General features: G+C 71.4%; 23 protein-coding genes. 16 read left to right on the forward strand and 7 right to left on the reverse strand.

Translation table 11 applies throughout. The features are described from left to right. The first annotated feature begins 1 nt into the window (after position 1). From ACH47Z_RS11960 to ACH47Z_RS11975, 4 genes are read left to right on the forward strand one after another with little or no spacing between them, the layout of a single operon-like run. The gene (locus ACH47Z_RS11960) at positions 2 to 925 is read left to right on the forward strand and encodes an ABC transporter permease (RefSeq protein ID WP_399073078.1); all 924 of its coding nucleotides are present in this window, start codon (positions 2 to 4) and stop codon (positions 923 to 925) included. Further along, complete coding sequence (locus tag ACH47Z_RS11965) at positions 918 to 1883, forward strand: ABC transporter permease (RefSeq protein WP_399073080.1); 966 nt, start codon at positions 918 to 920, stop codon at positions 1881 to 1883. The genes ACH47Z_RS11960 and ACH47Z_RS11965 overlap by 8 nt, the downstream gene beginning before the upstream one ends. Before the next feature lie 7 nt (positions 1884 to 1890). Next, positions 1891 to 2874 (forward strand): ABC transporter ATP-binding protein, encoded by a 984-nt coding sequence (locus tag ACH47Z_RS11970; protein WP_399073081.1) that lies wholly within the window; start codon positions 1891 to 1893, stop codon positions 2872 to 2874. Continuing rightward, positions 2858 to 3928: an ABC transporter ATP-binding protein gene (locus ACH47Z_RS11975; protein ID WP_399073082.1), complete on the forward strand. Its 1071-nt coding sequence runs from the start codon at positions 2858 to 2860 to the stop codon at positions 3926 to 3928. The genes ACH47Z_RS11970 and ACH47Z_RS11975 overlap by 17 nt, the downstream gene beginning before the upstream one ends. A gap of 125 nt (positions 3929 to 4053) precedes the next feature. Here ACH47Z_RS11975 and ACH47Z_RS11980 read toward each other — a convergent pair whose 3' ends face one another. Continuing rightward, on the reverse strand, positions 4054 to 6174 hold the full coding sequence (locus tag ACH47Z_RS11980) for a prolyl oligopeptidase family serine peptidase (protein WP_399073084.1): 2121 nt from the start codon (positions 6172 to 6174) through the stop codon (positions 4054 to 4056). A 164-nt stretch (positions 6175 to 6338) separates the two neighbouring features. Here ACH47Z_RS11980 and ACH47Z_RS11985 point away from each other — a divergent pair, with 164 nt between their 5' ends. Beyond that, a complete protein-coding gene (locus ACH47Z_RS11985) occupies positions 6339 to 6533 on the forward strand; it encodes a hypothetical protein (protein WP_270081818.1) in 195 nt (64 codons plus the stop codon). A 60-nt stretch (positions 6534 to 6593) separates the two neighbouring features. On the opposite strand, the gene ACH47Z_RS11990 is transcribed toward ACH47Z_RS11985, so the two are convergent. After that, positions 6594 to 6779, reverse strand: coding sequence for a DUF397 domain-containing protein (locus tag ACH47Z_RS11990; protein WP_399073085.1), 186 nt, complete (start codon positions 6777 to 6779; stop codon positions 6594 to 6596). Further along, complete coding sequence (locus ACH47Z_RS11995) at positions 6776 to 7654, reverse strand: helix-turn-helix domain-containing protein (protein ID WP_399073086.1); 879 nt, start codon at positions 7652 to 7654, stop codon at positions 6776 to 6778. Before ACH47Z_RS11995 ends, ACH47Z_RS11990 begins: the two co-directional genes overlap by 4 nt. 120 nt (positions 7655 to 7774) lie before the next feature. Here ACH47Z_RS11995 and ACH47Z_RS12000 point away from each other — a divergent pair, with 120 nt between their 5' ends. The 8 genes from ACH47Z_RS12000 to ACH47Z_RS12035 all read left to right on the forward strand — a co-directional run bounded on the left by ACH47Z_RS12000 (position 7775) and on the right by ACH47Z_RS12035 (position 15736). Then, on the forward strand, positions 7775 to 8242 hold the full coding sequence (locus ACH47Z_RS12000) for an ATP-binding protein (RefSeq protein ID WP_399073087.1): 468 nt from the start codon (positions 7775 to 7777) through the stop codon (positions 8240 to 8242). Between the two features lie 72 nt (positions 8243 to 8314). After that, on the forward strand, positions 8315 to 9172 hold the full coding sequence (gene mshB, locus ACH47Z_RS12005) for an N-acetyl-1-D-myo-inositol-2-amino-2-deoxy-alpha-D-glucopyranoside deacetylase (RefSeq protein ID WP_399073088.1): 858 nt from the start codon (positions 8315 to 8317) through the stop codon (positions 9170 to 9172). Beyond that, complete coding sequence (locus ACH47Z_RS12010; RefSeq protein ID WP_399073089.1) at positions 9169 to 9585, forward strand: DUF6113 family protein; 417 nt, start codon at positions 9169 to 9171, stop codon at positions 9583 to 9585. The genes mshB and ACH47Z_RS12010 overlap by 4 nt, the downstream gene beginning before the upstream one ends. 160 nt (positions 9586 to 9745) lie before the next feature. Beyond that, entirely contained in the window at positions 9746 to 12112 is a 2367-nt protein-coding gene (locus ACH47Z_RS12015; protein ID WP_399073090.1) for a hypothetical protein, read from the forward strand. A 147-nt stretch (positions 12113 to 12259) separates the two neighbouring features. Beyond that, a complete protein-coding gene (locus ACH47Z_RS12020; protein WP_399073091.1) occupies positions 12260 to 13189 on the forward strand; it encodes an ABC transporter ATP-binding protein in 930 nt (309 codons plus the stop codon). Beyond that, positions 13186 to 13926 (forward strand): ABC transporter permease, encoded by a 741-nt coding sequence (locus ACH47Z_RS12025; protein ID WP_399073092.1) that lies wholly within the window; start codon positions 13186 to 13188, stop codon positions 13924 to 13926. Before ACH47Z_RS12020 ends, ACH47Z_RS12025 begins: the two co-directional genes overlap by 4 nt. Before the next feature lie 5 nt (positions 13927 to 13931). Beyond that, positions 13932 to 15125, forward strand: a complete 1194-nt coding sequence (locus ACH47Z_RS12030; protein WP_399073403.1) for a sensor histidine kinase — start codon at positions 13932 to 13934, stop codon at positions 15123 to 15125. Next, positions 15122 to 15736 carry a response regulator gene (locus ACH47Z_RS12035; RefSeq protein WP_399073093.1) on the forward strand — a complete coding sequence of 205 codons (615 nt, stop codon included), beginning with the start codon at positions 15122 to 15124 and terminating at the stop codon, positions 15734 to 15736. The genes ACH47Z_RS12030 and ACH47Z_RS12035 overlap by 4 nt, the downstream gene beginning before the upstream one ends. A gap of 4 nt (positions 15737 to 15740) precedes the next feature. Here ACH47Z_RS12035 and ACH47Z_RS12040 read toward each other — a convergent pair whose 3' ends face one another. Both ACH47Z_RS12040 and ACH47Z_RS12045 read right to left on the reverse strand, forming a co-directional pair. Next, on the reverse strand, positions 15741 to 16607 hold the full coding sequence (locus tag ACH47Z_RS12040) for a tetratricopeptide repeat protein (protein ID WP_399073094.1): 867 nt from the start codon (positions 16605 to 16607) through the stop codon (positions 15741 to 15743). 7 nt (positions 16608 to 16614) lie between these two features. Continuing rightward, positions 16615 to 17691 carry a GNAT family N-acetyltransferase gene (locus ACH47Z_RS12045; protein ID WP_399073095.1) on the reverse strand — a complete coding sequence of 359 codons (1077 nt, stop codon included), beginning with the start codon at positions 17689 to 17691 and terminating at the stop codon, positions 16615 to 16617. 140 nt (positions 17692 to 17831) lie between these two features. On the opposite strand from ACH47Z_RS12045, the gene fdxA reads away from it, so the two are divergent. Both fdxA and ACH47Z_RS12055 read left to right on the forward strand, forming a co-directional pair. Further along, positions 17832 to 18158, forward strand: a complete 327-nt coding sequence (gene fdxA, locus ACH47Z_RS12050) for a ferredoxin (RefSeq protein WP_399073096.1) — start codon at positions 17832 to 17834, stop codon at positions 18156 to 18158. Positions 18159 to 18267: 109 nt separating this feature from the next. Next, positions 18268 to 19362 carry a bifunctional succinyldiaminopimelate transaminase/glutamate-prephenate aminotransferase gene (locus ACH47Z_RS12055; protein ID WP_399073097.1) on the forward strand — a complete coding sequence of 365 codons (1095 nt, stop codon included), beginning with the start codon at positions 18268 to 18270 and terminating at the stop codon, positions 19360 to 19362. Between the two features lie 53 nt (positions 19363 to 19415). On the opposite strand, the gene ACH47Z_RS12060 is transcribed toward ACH47Z_RS12055, so the two are convergent. Continuing rightward, positions 19416 to 19838 carry an ATP-binding protein gene (locus ACH47Z_RS12060; protein ID WP_399073098.1) on the reverse strand — a complete coding sequence of 141 codons (423 nt, stop codon included), beginning with the start codon at positions 19836 to 19838 and terminating at the stop codon, positions 19416 to 19418. A 289-nt stretch (positions 19839 to 20127) separates the two neighbouring features. Next, complete coding sequence (locus ACH47Z_RS12065) at positions 20128 to 21120, reverse strand: heavy metal transporter (protein ID WP_399073099.1); 993 nt, start codon at positions 21118 to 21120, stop codon at positions 20128 to 20130. A 96-nt stretch (positions 21121 to 21216) separates the two neighbouring features. On the opposite strand from ACH47Z_RS12065, the gene dapE reads away from it, so the two are divergent. Further along, positions 21217 to 22296, forward strand: coding sequence for a succinyl-diaminopimelate desuccinylase (gene dapE / locus ACH47Z_RS12070; protein WP_399073100.1), 1080 nt, complete (start codon positions 21217 to 21219; stop codon positions 22294 to 22296). Positions 22297 to 22342 lie beyond the last annotated feature (46 nt).

The following is a 22342-nucleotide window of genomic DNA, read 5'->3' on the forward strand; positions in this document are numbered from 1 at the left end:
CATGGGGCGCTATGTCGTGCGGCGGCTGCTGCAGATGATCCCGGTGTTCGTGGGGGCGACGCTGCTGATCTTCCTGATGGTCAACGTGATGGGTGATCCCGTCGCGGGCCTGTGCGGCGAGCGGGCCTGCGATCCGGCGACGGCCGCCCAGCTGAAGCGGGAGTTCGGCTTGGACAAGCCGGTCTGGCAGCAGTACGCCACCTACATGGGCAACGTCTTCACCGGCGACTTCGGTACGGCGTTCAACGGGCAGAAGGTCACCGAGCTGATGTCGTCGGCGTTCCCCGTCACCGTCCGGCTGACCGTCGTGGCCATCCTCTTCGAGATCGTCATCGGGATCGCGCTGGGCGTGGTGACCGGCCTGCGGCGCGGCCGCCCCGTCGACACCGGCGTCCTCCTCGGCACCCTGGTGGTCATCTCCGTCCCCACCTTCGTCACCGGTCTGCTGCTCCAACTGCTGCTCGGCGTCGAGTGGGCCTGGATCAGACCGTCCGTCTCACCGGCCGCCGCCTTCGGCGAGCTGATCGTGCCTGGCCTGGTGCTGGCCTCCGTGTCCCTGGCCTACGTCACCCGGCTCACCCGTACCTCGATCGCCGAGAACAAGCGGTCCGACTACGTCCGCACGGCGATCGCCAAGGGCCTGCCCAGGCGCCGGGTCGTCGTACGCCACCTGCTGCGCAACTCCCTGATCCCCGTGGTCACCTTCATCGGCACCGACATCGGCGCGCTGATGGGCGGCGCGATCGTCACCGAGCGCATCTTCAACATCCACGGCGTCGGCTATCAGCTCTACCAGGGCATCCTGCGCCAGAACACCCAGACGGTCGTCGGCTTCGTGACGGTCCTCGTCCTGGTCTTCCTGGTCGCCAACCTCCTCGTCGACCTCCTGTACGCCGTACTCGACCCGAGGATCCGCTATGCCTGAGCAGCCGCCGTACGAGCCCGAGCGCGCGATCGCCGGCACCGGCATGGGCGGCGCGATGGACCTGGCGGCGAGCGAGGCGACGACGCTGGAACAGCCGCCCGGCCCGCTGGGCAGGCCCCGCTCGCTCTGGTCCGACGCCTGGCGAGACCTGCGCCGCAACCCGGTCTTCCTGCTCTCGGGGCTGGTCATCCTCTTCCTGGTCCTCATCTCCCTGTGGCCCTCGGCGATCGCCTCCGGCTCCCCCTTGACCTGCGACCTGGTGAGGGCCCAGGACGGTCCGGGCCCGGGCGCGCCGTTCGGGTACGACGGACAGGGCTGCAACGTCTACACCCGCACCGTCTACGGCGCCCGTACCTCCGTCACGGTCGGCGTGCTGGCCACGCTGGGGGTCTCCGGTTTCGGCTCGGTCCTGGGCGGCCTGGCGGGCTACTTCGGCGGGGTGTGGGACGCGATCCTGTCCCGCATCACGGACATCTTCTTCGCGATCCCGGTGGTCCTGGGCGGTCTGGTGCTGCTGTCGGTGGTGACGAGCAACACGGTCTGGCCGGTGATCGGCTTCATGGTGCTGCTGGGCTGGCCGCAGATCTCCCGCATCGCGCGCGGCTCGGTCATCACCGCCAAACAGAACGACTACGTCCAGGCCGCCCGCGCCCTCGGCGCCTCCGACACCCGCATCCTGCTCCGCCACATCGCCCCGAACGCCGTGGCCCCGGTGATCGTCGTGGCCACCATCGCACTGGGCACCTACATCGCCCTGGAGGCGACCCTGTCCTACCTGGGCGTGGGGTTGAAACCCCCCAGCGTCTCCTGGGGCATCGACATCTCCGCCGCCTCCCCCTACGTCCGCAACGCCCCGCACGCTCTCCTGTGGCCCTCGGGCGCCCTGGCCGTCACGGTCCTGGCGTTCATCATGCTCGGCGACGCGGTGCGCGACGCCCTCGATCCGAAGTTGAGGTGAGGGTGTCGTGCTGCTCGAAGTGCGGGATCTGCGGGTGGAGTTCCGGACCCGGGACGGAGTCGCGCACGCGGTCAACGGGGTGTCGTACGCCGTGGACGCGGGGGAGACGCTGGCCGTGCTCGGGGAGTCCGGGTCGGGGAAGTCGGTGACCGCTCAGGCTGTCATGGGGATCCTCGACATGCCGCCCGGGAGGATCAGCGGCGGACAGATCCTCTTCCAGGGGCGGGATCTGCTGAAGCTCAGGGAGGAGGAGCGGCGGAAGATCCGGGGCGCCGGGATGGCCATGATCTTCCAGGACGCCCTGTCGGCCCTCAATCCCGTCATCACCGTGGGGGACCAGCTCGGCGAGATGTTCGTCGTGCACCGGGGGATGTCGAAGAAGGACGCCCGGGGCAAGGCCGTCGAGCTGATGGAACGCGTGCGGATCCCCGGTGCCGCCCAGCGGGTCCGGGACTATCCCCACCAGTTCTCCGGCGGCATGCGCCAGCGCATCATGATCGCCATGGCACTGGCCCTGGAGCCGGCCCTCGTCATCGCCGACGAACCCACCACCGCCCTCGACGTCACCGTGCAGGCCCAGGTCATGGACCTGCTCGCGGAGCTGCAGCGCGAGTACCGCATGGGGCTGATCCTCATCACCCATGATCTCGGGGTCGTCGCCGACGTCGCCGACCGGATCGCCGTGATGTACGCGGGGCGGATCGTCGAGTCCGCCCCCGTGCACGACATCTACAAGGCCCCCGCCCACCCCTACACCCGGGGCCTGCTGGACTCCATCCCGCGCCTCGACCAGAAGGGCCAGGAGCTGTACGCCATCAAGGGCCTGCCGCCGAACCTGATGAACATCCCGCCCGGCTGCGCCTTCCACCCCCGCTGTCCGATGGCCCAGGACGTCTGCCGTACGGACGTACCGCCGCCGTACGAGGTGTCCGACGTACGCAGCAGCGCCTGCCACTTCTGGAGGGAGTGCCTGCATGGCCCCGAGCAGTGAGCCGATCCTGGAGGTCGCCGGGCTCGTCAAGCACTACCCGCTCACCCGGGGCATCTTCTTCAAGAAGCAGATCGGCGCCGTGAAGGCCGTCGACGGCGTCGACTTCGTCCTCGGCAAGGGGGAGACCCTCGGCATCGTGGGCGAGTCGGGCTGCGGCAAGTCGACCGTCGCCAAGCTGCTCTGCAACCTGGAGCGCCCGACCGCCGGGTCGATCCGGTTCAAGGGCGAGGACATCACCAGGCTGTCCGGCCGGGCGCTGAAGGCCGTACGCCGCAACATCCAGATGGTCTTCCAGGACCCGTACACCTCCCTCAACCCCCGGATGACGGTCGGCGACATCGTGGGGGAGCCGTACGACATCCACCCCGAGGCGGCCCCCAGGGGCGACCGGCGCCGCGCGGTGCAGGAGCTGCTGGACGTGGTCGGTCTCAACCCGGAGTACGTCAACCGCTATCCGCACCAGTTCTCCGGCGGCCAGCGCCAGCGCATCGGCATCGCACGGGGGCTGGCCCTGCGCCCGGAGATCATCGTCGCCGACGAGCCGGTGTCCGCGCTGGACGTCTCCGTCCAGGCCCAGGTGATCAACCTCCTGGACCGGCTCCAGTCCGAGTTCGACCTCTCCTACGTCTTCATCGCCCACGACCTGTCGATCGTCCGGCACATCTCCGACCGGGTCGGGGTCATGTACCTGGGCCGGATCATGGAGACCGGGCGGGAAGAAGAGATCTACGACCATCCCACGCACCCCTACACCCAGGCGCTGCTCTCGGCGGTCCCGGTGCCGGACCCCGAGGCCCGTGACCGGCGCGAGCGGATCATCCTCACCGGAGACGTGCCGTCCCCGACGAACATCCCCTCCGGCTGCCGCTTCCGCACCCGCTGCTGGAAGGCCCAGGAGCGGTGCGTCGTGGAGGTCCCGGCCCTCGCCGTCCCCGCCGTCTTCCGGGACACCGGCGGTCCGGCCGCGCACGACTCGGCCTGCCACTTCGCCGAGGAGCTGCGGGTCGTCCCGGCGGGCGGTGCCGCCGAGGAGAACGGCAGCGGGCCGGGATGACATGGATCCCGGCCCGCTTACGGCACCCGCACGGCCGTACGCTGTTCAGACTCTCCCGTCCGTATATCGGTACCGCTTCCGTGAAGTTGCCTGCGTGTTAACGCATTTGATAGGTGTTTGCGGGGCTATGGCAGGCGCAGCGACCGCTTGAGGAAGTCCAGCTGGAGCCGGAGCAGGTTCTCGGCGACCGTCTCCTGCGGGGTCATGTGCGTCACCCCGGACAGCGGGAGCATCTCGTGCGGGCGGCCGGCGGCCAGCAGGGCGGAGGAGAGCCGGAGGGAGTGGGCGACCACCACGTTGTCGTCGGCCAGGCCATGGATGATCATCATCGGGCGGTGCGGCTCGGCCGGGTCGACGAGACCCGCGTCGTCCACGACGGAGTTACGGCGGTAGATCTCGGGGTGCTCGCCCGGGTCGCCGAGGTAGCGCTCCTGGTAGTGGGTGTCGTACAGGCGCAGGTCCGTGACCGGCGCCCCGACGACCGCCGCGTGGAAGACGTCCGGGCGTCGCAGCACGGCGAGTGCCGCGAGGTAGCCGCCGAAGGACCAGCCCCGGATGGCCACCCGGTCCAGGTCCAGCGGGAACCGCTCGGCGAGCGCGTGCAGCGCGGCCACCTGGTCCTCCAGCACGGTGGCCGCGACCTCGTCCCGGATGGACTTCTCCCAGGCCGGCGAGCGCCCCGGGGTGCCCCGGCCGTCGGCGACGATCACCGCGAAGCCCTGGTCGGCGAACCACTGCGAGGTGAGATGGGGGTTGTGCGCGGCGACCACCCGCTGGCCGTGCGGACCACCGTAGGGGTCCAGCAAAACCGGCAGGGGAGTGTCTCCGTGGTAGTCCTGTGGCATAAGCACGGCGCACGGAATTCGGCGTGCGCCCCCCTCGACCAGGGTCACCCGGGGGGACAGACCAGGATCTTCGGCGTACGACCGGACAGTCGCCGCCGTTTTTCCGTCATGCAGCACCTGCACCCGGGCCCCCGGCCGGTCCAGGGCCGCGGACACGAGCACGGTCACGTCCCCCGCCCGGACCGCCGTGTGCACGCCGGGCTCCTGGGACACACGCTCCACGCCCAGTTCGTTCACGCGATACACATGAACTTCGCCAATTTCGGCGGCCTCCGCCTGCTCGCCCGCGGAGGCGGAAACCAGTACATCGCTCGCACCCACGTCCAGCACCGCCCGAATGTGCAACTGGCCGCTGGTCAGCGGCCGTTCCCCGACCGTCAGGACCCGCGCCCCGCCCTCGTCCGCGATGCGGACAAGCTGTCCGGAGGGGCTCCAGCAGGGCACCCCAGCGAAAAGTTCAAGCCAAATCGGATCTTCATCGGCGTGCATCATCCGGGTGGCCCCGGTGTCCGGATCCACCGCGAGGAACAGCTGGCTGCGCTGGTCCCGCGCCTGCACCAGCAGCAGCGGCGCACCCGCCGCTGACCAGTGCACATGCGCCAGATACGGGTAGCGGCCCCGGTCCCAGGCGACCTCCTCGCGCTCCCCGTCGAGACCGATCACGAACAGACGTACGTCCGCGTTCGGGGTGCCGGCGGCGGGGTAGGCGACGTGAACCGGCTCACGCTCCGGATGGGCCGGATCCGAGATCCACCACCGCTTCACCGGCGTGTCGTCCACGCGCGCCACGAGCAGCCGACGCCCGTCCGGAGCCCACCAGAAGCCCCGCGAACGACCCATCTCCTCGGCCGCGACGAACTCCGCGAGCCCGTACGTGACGCCTTCCGACTCCGGTTCGGTGAGCGCCCGGTCCCCCTCCCCGTCGGCTCCTACGACCCTGAGCGCGCCCTGAGCGACGTACGCGACATGCCCCCCGTCGGGGGCCGGACGAGGGTCGATCACCGGCCCCGGAACGCGGAGTTCACGCGTCGTCCCGGCCCGCAGCTCGGCCGTGAAAAGCCGCCCTGACAAGGCGAAAGACGCCAACTCGACGGCCGTGTCGGTGGCGTAGCCGACGATCCCGGCACCGCCCTCGCGACTGCGTTCGCGGCGCGCCCGCTCCTCGGCGGAGAGCTCCTCGGAGGCGCCGCCGAGCAGTGTGCGCGGATCGGCGGCCGGGCGCTCGGTGCCGTCCGGAAGGTCCATGATCCACAGGGAGTTGGCCCGGTCGCCGCCGGAGCCGGAGCGAAGGAACGCGACACGCGAACCGTCGGGCGCCACGGTGAACGAACGCGGCGCGCCGAGCGTGAACCGCTGTGTCCGGGCGTGCCGTCGGGGAAAGGAGTCAGCCTCGGTCGTCATACCCCGACCATATTGGCCATGCGCCCCCTTGTGCGGCCGTGCGCCGAGCGATGCGCGAGTACGGATAGTTATGATCACTACCGCTGTGTGGGTATGAACCTGCTGGCGTCTGCGTGGACTTGGTCAACTGATCCGGATCTGGCGATCTTTGGAGGTGAGCCGCCGTGGCACTCTCGATTTCGGCGGTGGTGCTGCTGGCGATCATCGTCTTCCTGCTGATCAAGAAGTCAGGACTGAAAGGCGGCCACGCGGTCGTCTGCATCCTGCTCGGCTTCTATCTCGCCTCCTCGACCATCGCCCCCACGATCAGCCAGCTGACGACGAACGTCGCGAGCATGATCGGCAGCATCAAGTTCTGAGGGCGGCTGCGGCGGCCAGCCGGCGTCATGCACGCCGGGCCGTCGCAGCCGACCCGAGGGTCACTTACGAACGCCGGCAACGAAGTCCGCCCAGGCCTCCGGCGCGAGGGCCAGCTGGGGGCCGGTGGAGTTCTTGGAGTCGCGGACGTGGATGGTGCGGGGCGCTATCGCGATCTCGACGCAGGAGTTGCCGTCGTTGCCGCCGCTGTAGCTGCTCTTGAACCACGTCAGCGTGCGGGTGGTCATTTCTCTTCTCCCAGCAGTTGCTCGATGAAGGCCAGCGACTCCCGTGGAGAGAGTGCCTGAGCCCGGATCGTGCCATACCGCAGCTCAAGGATGCGCAGGTCTTTGGGTTCATGGATCGGCCGACCGTTGAACGCGCCATCGGAGCGACCCACGGCCGTGCCGTCCGCGAACTTCAGTAGCTCGATCCGACCGTCAAGACCGGAGTGGGTGTCGCAGTTCATCGGCATCACCTGAAGCACGACGTTGTGCAACCGCCCTACTTCCAACAGACGTTCGAGCTGCTGACGCCAGACCATTGTGCCCCCGATGGGACGCCGCAGGACCCCCTCTTCCAGGACGAAGCTGAGCGCTGGAGCGGGTGAGCGTGCGAAGATCGACTGCCGAGCCAGACGAGCAGACACCATGCGTTCCACGTCGTCCGGCGAGTACGGCGGCTGCGCTGCTCCGATCACCGCTCGTGCGTGCTCTCGTGTCTGCAACAACCCAGCGATGGTGTGGCTCTCGTACAGAGCGATCTCGACCGCCTTGGCTTCCAGCTCCGCCAGGTCCCGCACCTTCTTCGGGTACCGGACCTTGGCCACGTCCTTCTTCATCGCAGAGACCAGCCCACCCGCCTTCAGCACCCTGTCGGCGTTGTCCAGATACCCGGGCTGGGGGATCCGCTTCCCGCCCTCGACCTTGTAGACCAGGTCCTCGCCGTAGCCGATGGCCTTGCCGAAGTCGCCGGCCTTCAGCCCCGCCGCCTCGCGCCGCAGCTTCAGCTGGCGTCCGACGGTGGCGATGACCGCGATGCCCCACTCGTCGTCCGGGTCCACCTCCCAGCCCGGCTCGTCGGTCTCATCCTTGAGCTGTCCCGCATCCGCATCGACCGTCATCAGCGCGCACCCCTCCGTTCTCCCGACAGCCCCGGACCCACCGGACAGCCGCCGGACAGTCACCGTACGCAACGGTGTAGTCACGCATCACGGTAGAGGGCGGCGGCCACTCTGAGTGACGTGAATCAGAAAATCGCCGAGCCCCGGGCCCAACTCGAAGGCGGCATCCCCAACTTCACGGTCCTGCTGTCCTCCACCCCGCGCGGTGCCCGTCTGGCCAGGCTGCTCGCGGCCGACCAGCTCCGGGAGTGGGGCCTCCCGGCGGACCCTGCGTCGCACATCGTGGCCGAGCTGGCGGCCAACGCGGCGACCCACGGCCGCCTGCCGGGCCGGAGCTTCCGTCTCACGCTGTACGTGGTCGGCCGCGTCCTGCGCATCGAGGTCACCGACACGCGCGGTGACCGTCTGCCCGCGCTCCACGTGCCGGACGCGCATGCCGAGTCCGGTCGTGGCCTGCTGCTCGTGGACGCGCTGGCGGACCGCTGGGACGTTGCCGAGGGCCGGTTCCCGCGCAAGACGGTCTGGGCGGAACTCCGCCTGCCATCACCGGAGCCCGGTCCTGCGGGTTCCGGTGATGCCGGCGCCTGAGAGCCCCGGCGTCACCAGGACGCTACCGGCCGTAAGGCGACCGAGGCGGCTGCCGCCTCGTAGGGTGTTCCCATGACGGAACTGCCCGCCAAGCGTCTTCTGCTCGTGCACGCGCACCCGGACGACGAGTCGATCAACAACGGCGCGACCATGGCCAGGTACGCGGCCGAGGGTGTGCATGTGACCCTGGTCACCTGCACCCTCGGGGAGCACGGCGAGGTCATCCCGCCCGAGCTGCGGCATCTGACGGGTGCCGCGCTGGGCATGCACCGGCGTGCTGAGCTGGCCGAGGCCGTGCGGGCACTCGGTGTGAGTGACGCCCGGCTGCTCGGTGGCGCGGGGCGGTACGGGGACTCCGGGATGATGGGCATTCCGGACAACGAGGACCCCGGGTGCTTCTGGCAGGCCGATGTCGATGAGGCCGCCGGGCAGCTCGCCGACGTGATCCTCGACGTCCGGCCTCAGGTCCTCGTGACGTACGACGACAACGGCGGATACGGCCACCCGGACCACATCCAGGCCCACCGCGTCGCCATGCGTGCCGTCGAGCTGGCCGACGAGCGCGGGCACCGGGTCACCAAGGTCTACTGGAACCGCGTCCCGCGCTCCGTCGCCGAGGCCGCCTTCGAGCGGCTCCAGGACGAGCTGCCCGTACTGCCGTTCGACAAGAGCGGGTCCGTGGCCGACGTACCGGGTGTCGTGGATGATGATCGGGTCACCACCGCCGTCGACGGTGCCGCGTACGCCTCCGCCAAGGCCGACGCGATGCGCGCCCACGTCACCCAGATCGCCGTGGCCGAGCCGTACTTCGCGCTCTCCAACGACCTGGCCCAGCCGCTGTTCACCACCGAGTACTACGAGTTGGTGCGCGGCGCCGCCGAGCCCGGGGAGAGCGACCTGTTCGCCGGTATCGAGGAGGCCGTGGCGTGAGCGACAACCACCCCGGCTCGCTGCTCGCCCAGCCGTTGCAGCGGCCCTCCGCCGGGCGGGTCGCCGCCTATGCCGGCCTTTTCCTGCTCGGCGCGATCGTCGGCTTCGCCGGGACCCTGGTGCAGGCGGCCTGGTTCCCCGGCGGGCTGCTGCTCGCCCTCGCCGGTGCGGCCGGGACGTTCCTCGGCGGGGCGTACGCCACCGGCGGCCGGGGCGGGGCCGTGGCACCGGTGGCCGGCTGGATCATCGCCGTCGTCCTGCTCACCACCTCGCGGCCCGAAGGGGACTTCCTGTTCGCCGCCGGAGGAGCCTCCTATCTCTTCCTGCTGGGCGGCATGGTCCTCGCTGTGATCTGCGCCACGCTTGGCGCGGGACGGCAACCCGGTGGCGGCTCTGCCCGACTTGGCAAGTGACGTACCACTTCGCCATGCGGCGCACGTGCGAGTCCGGTGTGGGTTTCCTCGGCGGTCATGGGATAAGCGCCAAAGGTGGCCAGTATGGTGGTGCGCGCCGCCGAGCCGCCCGCGTAGCAGAGGTCGTGACGGGCGGCGGAGCCAACTGGGAGAACATGCCTTGAGTCGTGAAACTGACACTCCGTCCACCGGGCCCAACGGGCGCGGCGGAGCCGCATACCCCTCCGGCACGCCGCCGTACGGAACCCCCATGGCTACCGACGACGGTACGGACGCGGGCCGTTCGGGCGCGCGTGCGGAGGAGAAGAAGACCGAGACCACGCTGACGACCCGGATCCGGATCAACATCCCCGGCTCCCGGCCCATCCCGCCGGTCGTCGTACGCAAGCCCGTCGGGGAGTCCGACGGCGCCGCGGCCACCGGACCCACCGGGGACGACGCGCCCGCCGCCGAGACGCGGCCCGCGCCCGAGCGGACGGCCCCTGCCGCCGCCGAGGCGCCCGCCGAGCCCGCGGCCCAGGCCGAGGAGAAGACCAGCGACTGGTTCGCGCCCCGCAAGTCCTCGGCGCCCAAGGGTGGTCCGGGCGGCGGCGGCACGAACGGTGCCGGGACCCAGGGCGGTTCCAGCGCCGCCACCGGCGTGCCGGGCGCCCGTACGGGTGGTCCGGGTGCGTCCGGTACGACCGGTACCACCGGCGCACGCCCGGGCGGCGGCCGTCCCGGCGGTGTGGTCGGCTCCATGAGCGTCCCCGGCGCCTCCCGCTCCGGCGGCTCCGGTACCACGAACGGCCGGGGCCTGCCCGGCGCCACCGGCGGCCCCGTCGCCCCCGGCCACGGCGGCGGCACCGGCTCCTTCGACGTCACCGAGGCACTCAACGCGGGCCCGCTGGGCCCCGGCAAGTCCGGTGCGTCCGGCACGTCCGGTTCCTCCGAACCGCGCCGTGACAACCTGCCGTACTTCTCGGAGAACGGCGGCCAGGACGGACTCGGCGGCACGGGCGCGGCCGGCGCGAACGGCCAGGGCGGTTACGGCGGCGCGGGCGCCGCCGGTGCGAATGCGCAGAACGGTTACGGCGGCCCGGGCGCGAGCGGTGCCAACGGGCACGGCGGCGCCAGCGGCTTCAACGGCCCGAACGGCCGCGGCGGCCAGGACGGCTTCGGCGGCCCGGCCGGCCCCACCAGCGGCCCCGTCACCGGCGACGGCACCCTCCTGCCGTCGGCCGGCGAACCCTTCGGCGCCCCCGGCGCCTCGGCCCCCCGCAGCGCCCTCGCCGATCTGGCCGACCTCGGGGGCCCGGCGGTGCCCGGCGCGCCCGTCGGCGGCGGCGCCGGCCTCGGGCCCGGCGGCGGGCTCAGCGACGACACCGCGATCCTCACCCCGCAGAAGCCGGCGCCCGAACCGGGCACGCCCGGCTACCGCCCCGTCGACAACGTCTCCGGACACACCGTCACCAGCGGCATCCCGGTCGTCCCGGGCGCCGGCGGCTCCCCGTTCGGCGGCCCCGGCACCGGCGGCCCGGCCGCGCCCACGGCGCCCAAGCCGACGCCGGCCGCCGCGCCCAAGGCGCAGGCCAAGCCGAAGAAGAAGGGCCGCAGCAAGCTGGTGCTGCTGGGCGTGGGCGTGGTCGTCATCGCGGGCGGTGTCTACGGCGCCGGGCTGCTGATGAACCGTACCGACGTGCCCAAGGGCACCACGGTGCTCGGTGTCGACATCGGCGGCGGCACCCGTGACGACGCCGTCAAGAAGCTCGACGACGCCTTCGGCGGCCGGGTGAACAAGCCGCTGAAGCTCACCGTCGGCGGCAGGACGCTGACCCTCACCCCGGAGAACGCGGGCCTCCAGTTCAACTTCCAGGCCACCGTGAGCAAGGCCGCGACCAGCGACTACAACCCGGTCCACGTCGTCGGCTCGCTCTTCGGCCAGAAGCGCGTCATCGCGCCCGACATGCCGGTGGACGAGGAGAAGCTCCAGGCCGCCCTCCAGCAGACGGGCAGCGGCTCCGGTCTCTCGACCGACGGCACCATCAAGTTCGAGGCGGGCAGGGCCGTCGCCGTCTACGGCAAGGCGGGCCAGGGCATCGACGCGGCCCAGGCGACCAACGCGGTCGAACAGGCCTACCGCCAGCTGGTGGAGACGGGTGACGCCACCCCGGTCGCCGTACCGACGACGACGCAGCAGCCGACGGTGTCGAACGCCGAGGTCGACCGCGAGATGAAGGAGTTCGCGCAGCCGGCGATGTCGGGCAAGGTGACTGTGATGACGAACGCCGCGCACTCGATTCTGCTGGGCCCGGAGAAGTCGCTCTGGAAGTTCCTCCGGGTGAAGGCCGTCAACGGCAAGCTGGTCGACAATCCCGACATGGCCGCCCTGCAGCAGCTGTACGGCAAGACCTTCGACGGCGTCCTCATCACCCGCGGCAACGGCAAGAAGACGCCGGTCACTCCGCAGGACGTCTACGCCGCCCTGCGCCAGGCCCTGATCAGCAAGACCAACCGGGTGGCGGTCATCTCCACCAACCCCAGTTAGTCGCGCGGCACAAGGGGGCGTCCACGTCCGAAAGGCGAGGGCGCCCCCTTCGCCGTCCCTGTCACCCCATCCGCATGACATCTGTCATCCGCCTCTCAGGACCCCCGACACTGCCGGGCGACCGGCCCGCTCGGCGAACATGGGGACATGACAACGACTGCGGCACCGGCCACCACCACCCCGGTGGTCGGCTTCGACCAGGTGACCAAGACCTACGGCAGCGTCCGGGCCGTCGACGGGCTCTCGCTGACGCTGCACCCCGGCGAGACCGTCGCCCTCCTCGGCCCGAACGGGGCCGGCAAGTCCACCACCCTCGATCTGCTCCTGGGCCTGAAGAACGCCGACAGCGGCACCGTGAACGTCTTCGGCACCAGCCCGCGCGAGGCCATCGTCGCCGGGCGCGTCGGCGCCATGCTGCAGAGCGGCGGGCTGATGGACGAGGTCACCGTCGAGGAACTGGTGAAGCTGGGCTGCTCGCTGCACCCGAAGCCGTACAAGGCCGCCGATGTGATGGCCCGCGCCGGTATCGCGCAGATCGCCGACCGCAAGGTCAACAAGCTCTCCGGCGGCCAGGCCCAGCGTGTCCGGTTCGCCCTCGCCACCGCCGGCGACAGCGACCTGATCATCCTGGACGAGCCGACCACCGGCATGGACGTCACCGCCCGCCAGGCCTTCTGGGCCACCATGCGCGAGCAGGCCGACCAGGGCCGTACCGTCCTCTTCGCCACGCACTATCTCGAAGAGGCCGACGCCATCGCCGACCGGGTCCTCGTGCTGCACCGCGGCCGGCTCCTCGCCGACGGCACCGCCGCCGAGATCAAGGCGAAGGCGGGGGCCCGCAGGATCGCCTTCGACCTGGAGGGCGAGATCGACCACACCGGCCTGCGTGGCCTGCCCTTCCTGACCTCGATCGACGTCTCCGGGCAGACCGTCCGCATCCAGTCGTCCGACGCCGACGCCACCGTCCACGCCCTGTACGGCCTCGGTGTCTACCCCCGCAACCTCGAAGTCGCCGGTCTCGGTCTGGAGCAGGCCTTCGTCGCCATCACGGAGGCCGAGGAGGCCAAGCAGTCATGAACGCCCTGATCAAGCTCGAGCTGAGCCGCGCGCTGCGCAACAAGAAGTTCCTGTTCTTCTCCGTCTGCTACCCGGCGATCCTCTTCCTGATCATCGCGGGCAACGCCGACAGCACCACCAAGGTCGACGGCACGGGTCTGACCCTCGCGACGTACATGATGGTGTCGATGGCCTCCTTCGGCGCCCTGACCGCCGTGCTCATGGGCAACAGCGAGCGCATCGCGAAGGAACGCGAGAGCGGCTGGGTGCGGCAGCTGCGGCTGACCCCGCTACCCGGGCGCGGCTACGTCCTCGCCAAGACCGCCAGCGCCGCCGTGGTGAGCCTGCCGTCGATCGTCGTGGTGTTCGTGGCCGCCGCCGCGATCAAGCACGTACGCCTGGACGCCTGGCAGTGGCTCGCCCTCACCGGGATCATCTGGGCCGGCAGCCTCGTCTTCGCCGCGCTCGGCGTCGCCATCGGCTACGTCGCCTCCGGGGACGCGGTCCGCCCCATCACGATGATCATCTACTTCGGTCTGTCGATCCTCGGCGGCCTGTGGATGCCGACGACCACGTTCCCGAAGATCCTCCAGGACATCGCGAAGTGGCTGCCCACGCACGCGTACGCTGCTCTCGGGCGGGCGATCGAGCAGAGCCAGGCCCCGCACGCGACGGACATCGCCGTCCTCGCCGTCTACTTCGTCCTGTTCGCGGGCGGCGCGGCCTGGCTGTACCGGAAGGACACGCTGAAGGCGTGAGCACCATGACGGAAGACCGGCGGGCCGACGGGAAGCGCCCGGAGATGCAGGTGCGGATCGGCCAGGGGCCCCGCAACCGGCGCGAGGTGATGGTCAAGACGCTGTGGATCGGCGTCTGGCTGGTCTTCCTCAGCTCGCCGATCAACGACCTGGCCTCGGGCCGGCACTCCACGGGCGCCACCGTGGCCGGCACGCTCGGGCTCACCGCGTTCATCGCCGCCTACCTGACGCTGGTCTTCCGGAACATGGGCAAGCCCTTCAGCCCGGCGGCCGTCGTCTCGCTGCTGGCGGTGCAGGCCGTCCTCGCGCCCCTGCTGACCTACAGCCTCGGCGACGCCTGGACCGGGCTCTTCGTCTACGTCTCGGTGGCCTGCGGGGCGACCCTGCCGCTGCGGGCCGCGTACTGGGCGATCCCGGCGACGGCCGTGGTGATGTTCCTCGTCGAACGGCACAACGGCGAGTCGGGGTGGGACGACACCCTGCTCCTGGTCGTGCTCATCGGGTTCGCCATGGTCGGCGTGGGCCAACTGGTGCGTACGACGATCGAGTTGCGCAAGGCGCGGGCCACCGTCGCCCATCTCGCCGCCAACGAGGAGCGCCTCCGCCTCGCCCGTGACCTGCACGACCTGCTCGGCCACTCCCTCTCCCTGATCACGCTGAAGAGCGAGCTGGCCGGCCGGATGCTGCCCGGCCATCCCGAGAAGGCGGCCCAGCAGGTCGCCGACATCGAGCAGGTCAGCCGGCAGGCGCTGGTCGACGTCCGCGAGGCCGTCACCGGGTACCGGCGCCCCCGGCTCGGCGCCGAACTCGCGGGCACCCAGGTCGCCCTGACCGCCGCCGGCGTCACCGCCACGATGCCCGCCGAACCCGACCTCACCGGAGTCCCGGAGGAGGCCGAGTCCGTGCTCGCCTGGGCGCTGCGCGAGGCGGTCACCAACATCGTCCGGCACAGCGGCGCCGACCGCTGTCTCGTCCAGCTCACGCACCGCCAGACCCTGGACGGGCCGGTCCTCGAACTGTGCGTCGAGGACAACGGATCCGGCGGCGCCGGCAGCATCCCCGGCAACGGTCTGACCGGGCTCACGGAACGGCTGGAGAAGGCCGGAGGCACCCTGGAGGCGGGCCGCGTCAAGCGCGGATTCCGGCTGGTCGCCCGCGTCCCCACGGCCCCCGAGGGGGACGTAGGATCCGGGGCATGACGAGCATGATCAAGGTCCTGCTGGCCGAGGACCAGTCCATGGTCCGCGAGGCGCTGGCCGCGCTGCTCGGTCTGGAGGACGACATCGAGGTCGTCGCCCAGGTCGCGCGCGGGGACGAGGTGCTCGCCGCCGTCGGCGCGCACGGCGTGGACGTGGCCCTGCTCGACATCGAGATGCCCGGCTGCACCGGCATCGAGGCGGCCGCCCAGGTGCACCGGCAGTTTCCGCGGGTCAAGCTGGTCGTCCTCACCACCTTCGGCCGCCCCGGATATCTGCGCAGCGCCATGGAGGCGGGCGCCGACGCCTTCCTCGTCAAGGACGCCCCGGCCGCCCAGCTCGCCGAGGCGATCCGCAAGGTCCTCTCCGGCGAGCGGGTCATCGACCCCACCCTCGCCGCCGCCGCGCTCGCCGAGGGCGCCAACCCCCTCACCGAACGCGAACGCGAGGTGCTCCGCGCGGCGGCCGACGGCGCGACCAACGCCGAGCTGGCCGCCGCCCTCCACCTCTCCCAGGGCACGGTCCGCAACTACCTCTCCACGGCCATCCAGAAACTGGCGGTACGCAACCGGGCGGAGGCGGTGCGGACGGCACGGGAGAAGGGCTGGCTCTGAAGGGTCAGTTGAGCATCGCCCTTGCGGTGTGCGCCTGTTGCCGTATCTTGCGGGCGGAGGACTCGTCCACGACCTCGATCAGATCGGCGTAGGCGTCCAGTTCCTCGGCACCGGAGACGAACTCCCCGCGCTGTACGAGCAGTTGACCCCGCTCGTAGCGCAACCGCGCCGGATGCGACGGCACCAGCAGGGCCAGCTCCACGGCCCACAGTGCCACGTCCGACCGCTCGGGGCGGGCGGTGGCCCAGGCCCGGACGTTGTTCAGGATCCGCTGGACGACCTCCAGCGGCGGCGCGGGCTCCAGCATGGCGGGATCCAGCGGCGCCCCCGTGGCCCCCACCACCAGCAGCTCCGTGTCGGTCCCGGTCAGCACCCGCCCGCCGTCGAACGGATCGGCCAGCACCTGCTCCTCGGCCGTACCGAACCCCACCACGAAGTGCCCCGGCAGCGCGACCCCGTACACCGGGGCGCCCGCCCGCCGGGCGACCTCCAGCCACACCACCGACAGCAGGATCGGCAGCCCGCGCCGGCGCCGCAGCACCTCGTGCAGCAGGGACGACTCCAGCCGCTGGTAGTCGCTGGGCGTCCCGTGGAACGCGTAGCGCCCGCCCAGCAGCCGTCGTACGGCCTCCGCCCACGCCCGCGGGCCGCCCGGCCGGTACGGCAGCTCGCCCGCCAGCCGGTCCAGCTCCAGCTGCGCCCCGTCCATCCCCGCCTCGTCCAGCTCCCCGTCCGCGCTCGCCCCGATCAGCAGACACAACGCCGACAGATCCGGCCGCTCCGACCGCGCCTCCTCGGCGAACCTGTCCCGCAGCTCACCGGCCCGCTCGGGTGAGGGCGGGTGCGGGGGCGGGAGGTGCGGGTGACGCATGGCCGGCTCAGGTCCTTCCAGGGCGTTCGCACTGCTCTTCCGGCGCCCGGTAGTGGTGGTAGGTGTGGTGCGGGGCGAGGCCCAGGGCGGTGTAGAGGGCCCGTGCGCCCTCGTTGTCCGTCTCGACCTGGAGCCAGGCCGCCGACGCGCCCTCGTCCAGTGCCCGGCGGGCCAGCGCGGCCATGACCTCCGTGGCGAGACCCTGCCTACGACGGCCGGGGTCCACCTCCACGGCGGCGAAACCGGCCCACCGCCCGTCCACGACACACCGGCCGATCGCCGCCGGAGCCTCGCCCACGGCGCCGGGCACGGTCGCGAACCACACCGACGGCCCCGAGCCGAGCACCCGCAGGGCCACCTCGCTCACCCCCTTGCGCTGGTACCGGGCGAGCCAGGCCTCGTCCGCCTCCCGGGCGAGGAGCACATCCGCGCCCTCGGCCCGGTCCGCGACCGGCGCCAGGGCACCGGTCCACACCTCGGCGGTCACCTCCCGCACCCAGCCGCGCCGCTCCAGCTCCGCGCACAGCAGCTCCTGCGTGCCCTCGGCCCCGGTGGCGGTCTGGATGTAGGCGGGCAGACCACGCTCGCCGTACCAGCGTCGTACGGCTTCCAGGGCCGCGTCGAGCGGAAGACCCGGATCGCCGAGCGGCAGCACACTGTTGGCCCTCCGGGTGAAGCCCGCCCGTCGTCCGACCACCACCCCGGCCGGACGCGCTTCGCGCGGCACCTTCTCGACCGCGGCCCGCAGCTCCCACGCGCCGAGCCGCTCGCTCTCCACCGGTTGCCAGCCGCGCGAGGAGACGCGCGCGAGTTCCTCGTACGAGGCCGCGGGTCCGCGCCGGCGCGCCGGAGCCGCGGGGACGACCTTGCCCGCCACCAGGATGTTTTCCGGGATGCGGACACTTTCCCCGTCCCGGCGTGTGATCATGAGCACGCCACCATCCCATGATGTGAGAACACCCACCGTGTCGGTGAACTTCTCCGACGCCGCTCCAGGGTCCCCCAAGCGCCGTACGGAGACCCGTTTCCCCACGTCAGCAGGGGTAATGCGGACTTCCAAGCGTCCTGCCGCCGAGATTTCCACTGGTCAGTTCACCCCTCCTGTTCGGATCATGCTCCGGAACGGAGATACTAGGGGCGGGCATCGACGACGCCGCGCTCCCGCGCGCCAGGCGGCGGAGCCTGAGGAGGCCCGCCAGCGCCCTATCGAGGAGGAACGACAGCGTGACCTACGTCATCGCGCAGCCTTGTGTCGACGTGAAGGACAAGGCGTGCATCGAGGAGTGCCCGGTCGACTGCATTTACGAGGGCTCCCGGTCCTTGTACATCCACCCGGACGAATGCGTCGACTGTGGTGCCTGTGAGCCGGTCTGCCCGGTCGAGGCGATTTTCTACGAGGACGACACTCCGGAGGAGTGGAAGGACTACTACAAGGCGAACGTCGAGTTCTTCGACGAGCTGGGCTCGCCCGGCGGTGCGAGCAAGCTGGGGCTGATCGAGCGCGACCACCCCTTCATCGCCGCGCTGCCGCCGCAGGCTGAGGGCGAGTAATCCCCGTAAGCCGCACCGTCGCCTCGGTCCCGTACGGCCCGATCGTCCCGATCACCGCCGCACGGGACCGAGGCGTTTGCCGCACCGTACGAAAGTGAGCCTGATTCCCGTGTCCGCAGTCTCCGACCGGCTCCCCACCTTCCCCTGGGACAAGCTGGAGCCGTACAAGAAGACGGCTGCCGCGCACCCCGGCGGGATCGTCGACCTCTCCGTGGGCACCCCGGTCGACCCGGTGCCCGAGCTGATCCAGAAGGCCCTGATCGACGCGGCCGACTCCCCGGGCTACCCGACCGTCTGGGGCACCCCGGCGCTGCGCGACGCGATCACCGGCTGGCTGGAGCGCCGCCTCGGCGCCCGCGAGGTCACCCACCGCCATGTCCTGCCGGTGGTCGGCTCCAAGGAACTGGTCGCCTGGCTGCCGACCCAGCTGGGCCTCGGCCCGGGCGACACGGTGGCCTACCCGCGGCTCGCGTACCCGACGTACGAGGTCGGCGCCCGCCTGGCCCGCGCGGACTACGAGGTCTACGACGACCCGCGCGACCTGGACCCGGCGAACCTGAAGCTCCTCTGGCTGAACTCGCCCTCGAACCCGACGGGCAGGGTCATCCCGAAGGAGGACCTGACCGCGATCGTCGCCTGGGCGCGCGAGCACGGCATCCTGCTGGTCTCCGACGAGTGCTACCTGGAGCTGGGCTGGGAGGCCGACCCGGTCTCGGTCCTGCACCCGGACGTCAACGGCGGCTCCTACGACGGGATCGTGGCCGTCCACTCCCTGTCCAAGCGCTCCAACCTGGCGGGCTACCGCGCGGCCTTCGTCGCCGGCGACCCGGCCGTCCTCGGCCCGCTGCTGGAGATCCGCAAGCACGGCGGCATGATGACCTCGGCGCCGACCCAGGCGGCGGTCGTGGCGGCCCTCGGCGACGACGCCCACGTCCACGAGCAGCGTGAGCGCTACGCGGCCCGCCGCGAGGCCCTGCGCGCCGCCCTGCTGGGCCACGGCTTCCGCATCGAGCACAGCGAGGCGAGCCTGTACCTGTGGGCCACGCGGGACGAGTCCTGCTGGGACACGGTCGCCCACCTGGCCGAGCTGGGCGTCCTGGTGGCTCCCGGGGACTTCTACGGGGAGGCGGGCGAGAAGTTCGTCCGCGTGGCGCTGACGGCGACGGACGAACGGGTCCGGGCGGCGGTGGAGCGCCTGTCGTAGCAAAGCCGACGGGGCCCGGGGAATCTCCCCGGGCCCCGTCGCCGTATGGTCGGTCAGCCGAGCGGCAGCTGCTGGACCGGCAGGTTCGACGTCGGCAGGACGCCACCCTTCGCCGTGCCGGACGCGGCGTCCCCGACGACGTTCCCGGCGGTCTGGGCGACACTGCCGGTGGCGGTCTGCGCCACCGGCGCCGCCTTCTTGACGGCGCCGCCGCCGGTCTTGCCCGCGGCCGGCACCGCAGTCCCGACCACGTGTCCGCCCGCGTTGCCCGCGAGAGAGGTGACGTTCTGTGCGGCGGAGTCGGCGGTGCCGGCGACGTGCGCCACGTCCGGGGCGGACATACCGCTCAGGTTCGGGGCCACCTCCGGCAGGTTCGTGGCCGCACCGGCGGAGCCGGCCGCACCGACCCCGGCTGCCGTTCCCGCTGCGACGAGCAGCGCGGCACGGGCGATCCGGCGGGTCAGAGGGAGGGACATGATGCTCCATTCGACGGGAGAGAACGGTGTCAAGGTCCGGGGCCCGGGTCCGGGCTCGGACGCCGTGACTACCGCTCGAAGTCCGCGAAGGTTGCGGACGCGCCAGGTAACGAATGGATAACGCATCGCATTATCAGGTGTGGATAAAAACGGGCAAAGAGCGTCTGTCGTGCAGCCGGCAGAATCCTTACGGCTCTTGATTTCCCGGGGTTTCCGAGCCGGGCACGGGATCGGCGCGGACTGTGGGGCGAGCGGGTGGCCGTGCAACCCGCCCGAGTGATCCCTCGTACTACTGTCCGGTCATGATCCGGACGGCCCCCGGGGACTGCTCCACCCCGCCGGACCCGGCCGAGGCGGCCGGCTTCCACCGGCTGTCGCTGCTCCCGGCGCTCCACTCGCGCCCCGCGTACGACACCCGCTGGACGTGCAGCGCCGAGGAGTTCGCCACCGCCCACTGCGCCAGCTGCCAGCCCCGCTGCCGCTCACCGCGCCCGCTCGCGTCCGTCCGCCCGCCCTGCGGCACCGGAACCGTCACCGTGCTCCCCTGCGCGGTCGCGGTCACGCTCGGCGCCGGAGACGGCGACGGCACCGGGACACCGTCCACCTGCGCACCGGTCTCCTGGAGCGCGTCGCGCCCGAAGTCCCGTACCAGCGCGCTGCGTACGGCGTCCGGACCGGTCGCCGAGACCCCCGGCTGCGGACGCCCGTCGCAGGTGAGCGTGGCCGCCGCGTTCCCCGTCAGTGCCGCCGCCAGCAGGGTGGCGTCCGACTCGTGCTTGGCGTACGCCTCCGGGTAGCCGCTGAGCTGCACCCGCTGGGCCGCGTCGGTCAGCGGCAGTTCGGTGTAGTTCGGCACGCGCGCCAGATGGGCGTAGAAGATGCCGGCCGCGTACGCCGGGTCCAGGATCTGCTGCTGGGTGCCCCAGCCCTGCGAGGGCCGCTGCTGGAACAGGCCCAGGGAATCCCGGTCGCCGTGCTGGATGTTGCGCAGCCCCGACTCCTGGATGGCCGTGGCCAGCGCGATCGTCACGGCCCGCTCGGGCATCCCGCGCCCGGTGCCGACGGCCGCGATCGTCGCCGCGTTCGACGCCTGCTCCGGTGTGAACTCGTACGACGTCCCGTCGCCCGCGTCCGACACCACCTTGCAGCCTCGGGCTCCGCCGCCTCCGGTGACGTACTGCACCACGAGATAGGCGGCGACACCGCACAGGACCAACAGGGCCGCGGTGTAACGGAAAAGACGACCGCGGCGCTTGGGACGGGTGGGGGACGGCTCTGGCACGCGTACAAGGTACTGGAGGCCCGCAAGGCCCTCACGGGGGGTTGCCGGAGAGCGCTTACCCGCCGGTCCCGGCGGCCGGCGCGCTAGGGTCGGTCCATGGCCGACACCTCGCTTGACCTCACGCTCGACGCCGCCGCGCTCACCGCGCGGCTCGTGGACTTCCCCTCCGAGAGCGGCACGGAGAAGCCCCTCGCGGACGCGATCGAGACCGCCCTGCGCGCCCTGCCGCACCTGACGGTGGACCGCTACGGCAACAATGTGATCGCCCGCACGAACCTGGGCCGCTCCGAGCGTGTCATCCTGGCCGGCCACATCGACACCGTCCCGATCGCGGACAACGTCCCCTCGCGCCTCGACGCGGACGGCGTGCTGTGGGGCTGCGGCACCTGCGACATGAAGTCGGGCGTCGCGGTGCAGCTGCGCATCGCGGCCACGGTCCCGGCCCCGAACCGCGACCTGACCTTCGTCTTCTACGACAACGAGGAGGTCGCCGCCGACCTGAACGGCCTCAAGCACGTCGCCGAGGCCCATCCGGAGTGGCTGGAGGGCGACTTCGCGGTTCTGCTGGAGCCGTCCGACGGCCAGGTCGAGGGCGGCTGCCAGGGCACCCTGCGCGTGCTGCTGAAGACCGCGGGCGAGCGGGCCCACTCGGCGCGCTCCTGGATGGGCTCCAACGCCATCCACGCGGCGGCCCCGATCCTGGCCCGCCTGGCGGCCTACGAGCCGCGCTACCCGGTGATCGACGGCCTGGAGTACCGCGAGGGCCTGAACGCGGTGCGCGTCTTCGGGGGAGTGGCGGGCAACGTCATCCCGGACGAGTGCGTGGTCGCCGTCAACTTCCGCTACGCCCCCGACCGCTCCGAGGAGGAGGCGATCGCGCACGTCCGCGAGGTCTTCGCGGGCTGCGGGGTGACGGAGTTCGTGGTCGACGACCACAGCGGCGGCGCGCTGCCCGGCCTGTCCCACCCGGCCGCGGCGGCCTTCATCGAGGCGGTCGGCGGCACCCCGCAGCCCAAGTACGGCTGGACGGACGTCTCCCGTTTCTCCGCGCTCGGTATTCCTGCGGTCAACTACGGCCCGGGCAACCCGCACTTGGCGCACAAGCGGGACGAGCGGGTGGAGACGGCGAAGATCCTGGCGGGCGAGGAGCGCCTGCGGACCTGGCTCACGGCCTAGAAACCGGGTACAGGCCCGGTACGGCGCTGCACACCGGACATCGTCA

The sequence above is a fragment of the Streptomyces sp. NPDC020192 genome, assembly GCF_044388685.1.
GTDB lineage: Bacteria > Actinomycetota > Actinomycetes > Streptomycetales > Streptomycetaceae > Streptomyces.

Bases quoted from the DNA above. Each gene is read 5' to 3' on its own strand.
- ACH47Z_RS12040 (WP_399073094.1), bottom strand. From the start codon at position 16,607: ATGCGTCACCCGCACCTCCCGCCCCCGCACCCGCCCTCACCCGAGCGG.
- ACH47Z_RS12025 (WP_399073092.1), top strand. From the start codon at position 13,186: ATGAACGCCCTGATCAAGCTCGAGCTGAGCCGCGCGCTGCGCAACAAG.
- ACH47Z_RS11960 (WP_399073078.1), top strand. From the start codon at position 2: ATGGGGCGCTATGTCGTGCGGCGGCTGCTGCAGATGATCCCGGTGTTC.
- dapE (WP_399073100.1), top strand. From the start codon at position 21,217: ATGGCCGACACCTCGCTTGACCTCACGCTCGACGCCGCCGCGCTCACC.
- ACH47Z_RS11980 (WP_399073084.1), bottom strand. From the start codon at position 6,174: ATGACGACCGAGGCTGACTCCTTTCCCCGACGGCACGCCCGGACACAG.
- ACH47Z_RS12030 (WP_399073403.1), top strand. From the start codon at position 13,932: ATGACGGAAGACCGGCGGGCCGACGGGAAGCGCCCGGAGATGCAGGTG.
- ACH47Z_RS11965 (WP_399073080.1), top strand. From the start codon at position 918: ATGCCTGAGCAGCCGCCGTACGAGCCCGAGCGCGCGATCGCCGGCACC.
- ACH47Z_RS11990 (WP_399073085.1), bottom strand. From the start codon at position 6,779: ATGACCACCCGCACGCTGACGTGGTTCAAGAGCAGCTACAGCGGCGGC.
- ACH47Z_RS11975 (WP_399073082.1), top strand. From the start codon at position 2,858: ATGGCCCCGAGCAGTGAGCCGATCCTGGAGGTCGCCGGGCTCGTCAAG.
- ACH47Z_RS11995 (WP_399073086.1), bottom strand. From the start codon at position 7,654: ATGACGGTCGATGCGGATGCGGGACAGCTCAAGGATGAGACCGACGAG.
- mshB (WP_399073088.1), top strand. From the start codon at position 8,315: ATGACGGAACTGCCCGCCAAGCGTCTTCTGCTCGTGCACGCGCACCCG.
- ACH47Z_RS12035 (WP_399073093.1), top strand. From the start codon at position 15,122: ATGACGAGCATGATCAAGGTCCTGCTGGCCGAGGACCAGTCCATGGTC.
- ACH47Z_RS12060 (WP_399073098.1), bottom strand. From the start codon at position 19,838: ATGTCCCTCCCTCTGACCCGCCGGATCGCCCGTGCCGCGCTGCTCGTC.
- ACH47Z_RS12020 (WP_399073091.1), top strand. From the start codon at position 12,260: ATGACAACGACTGCGGCACCGGCCACCACCACCCCGGTGGTCGGCTTC.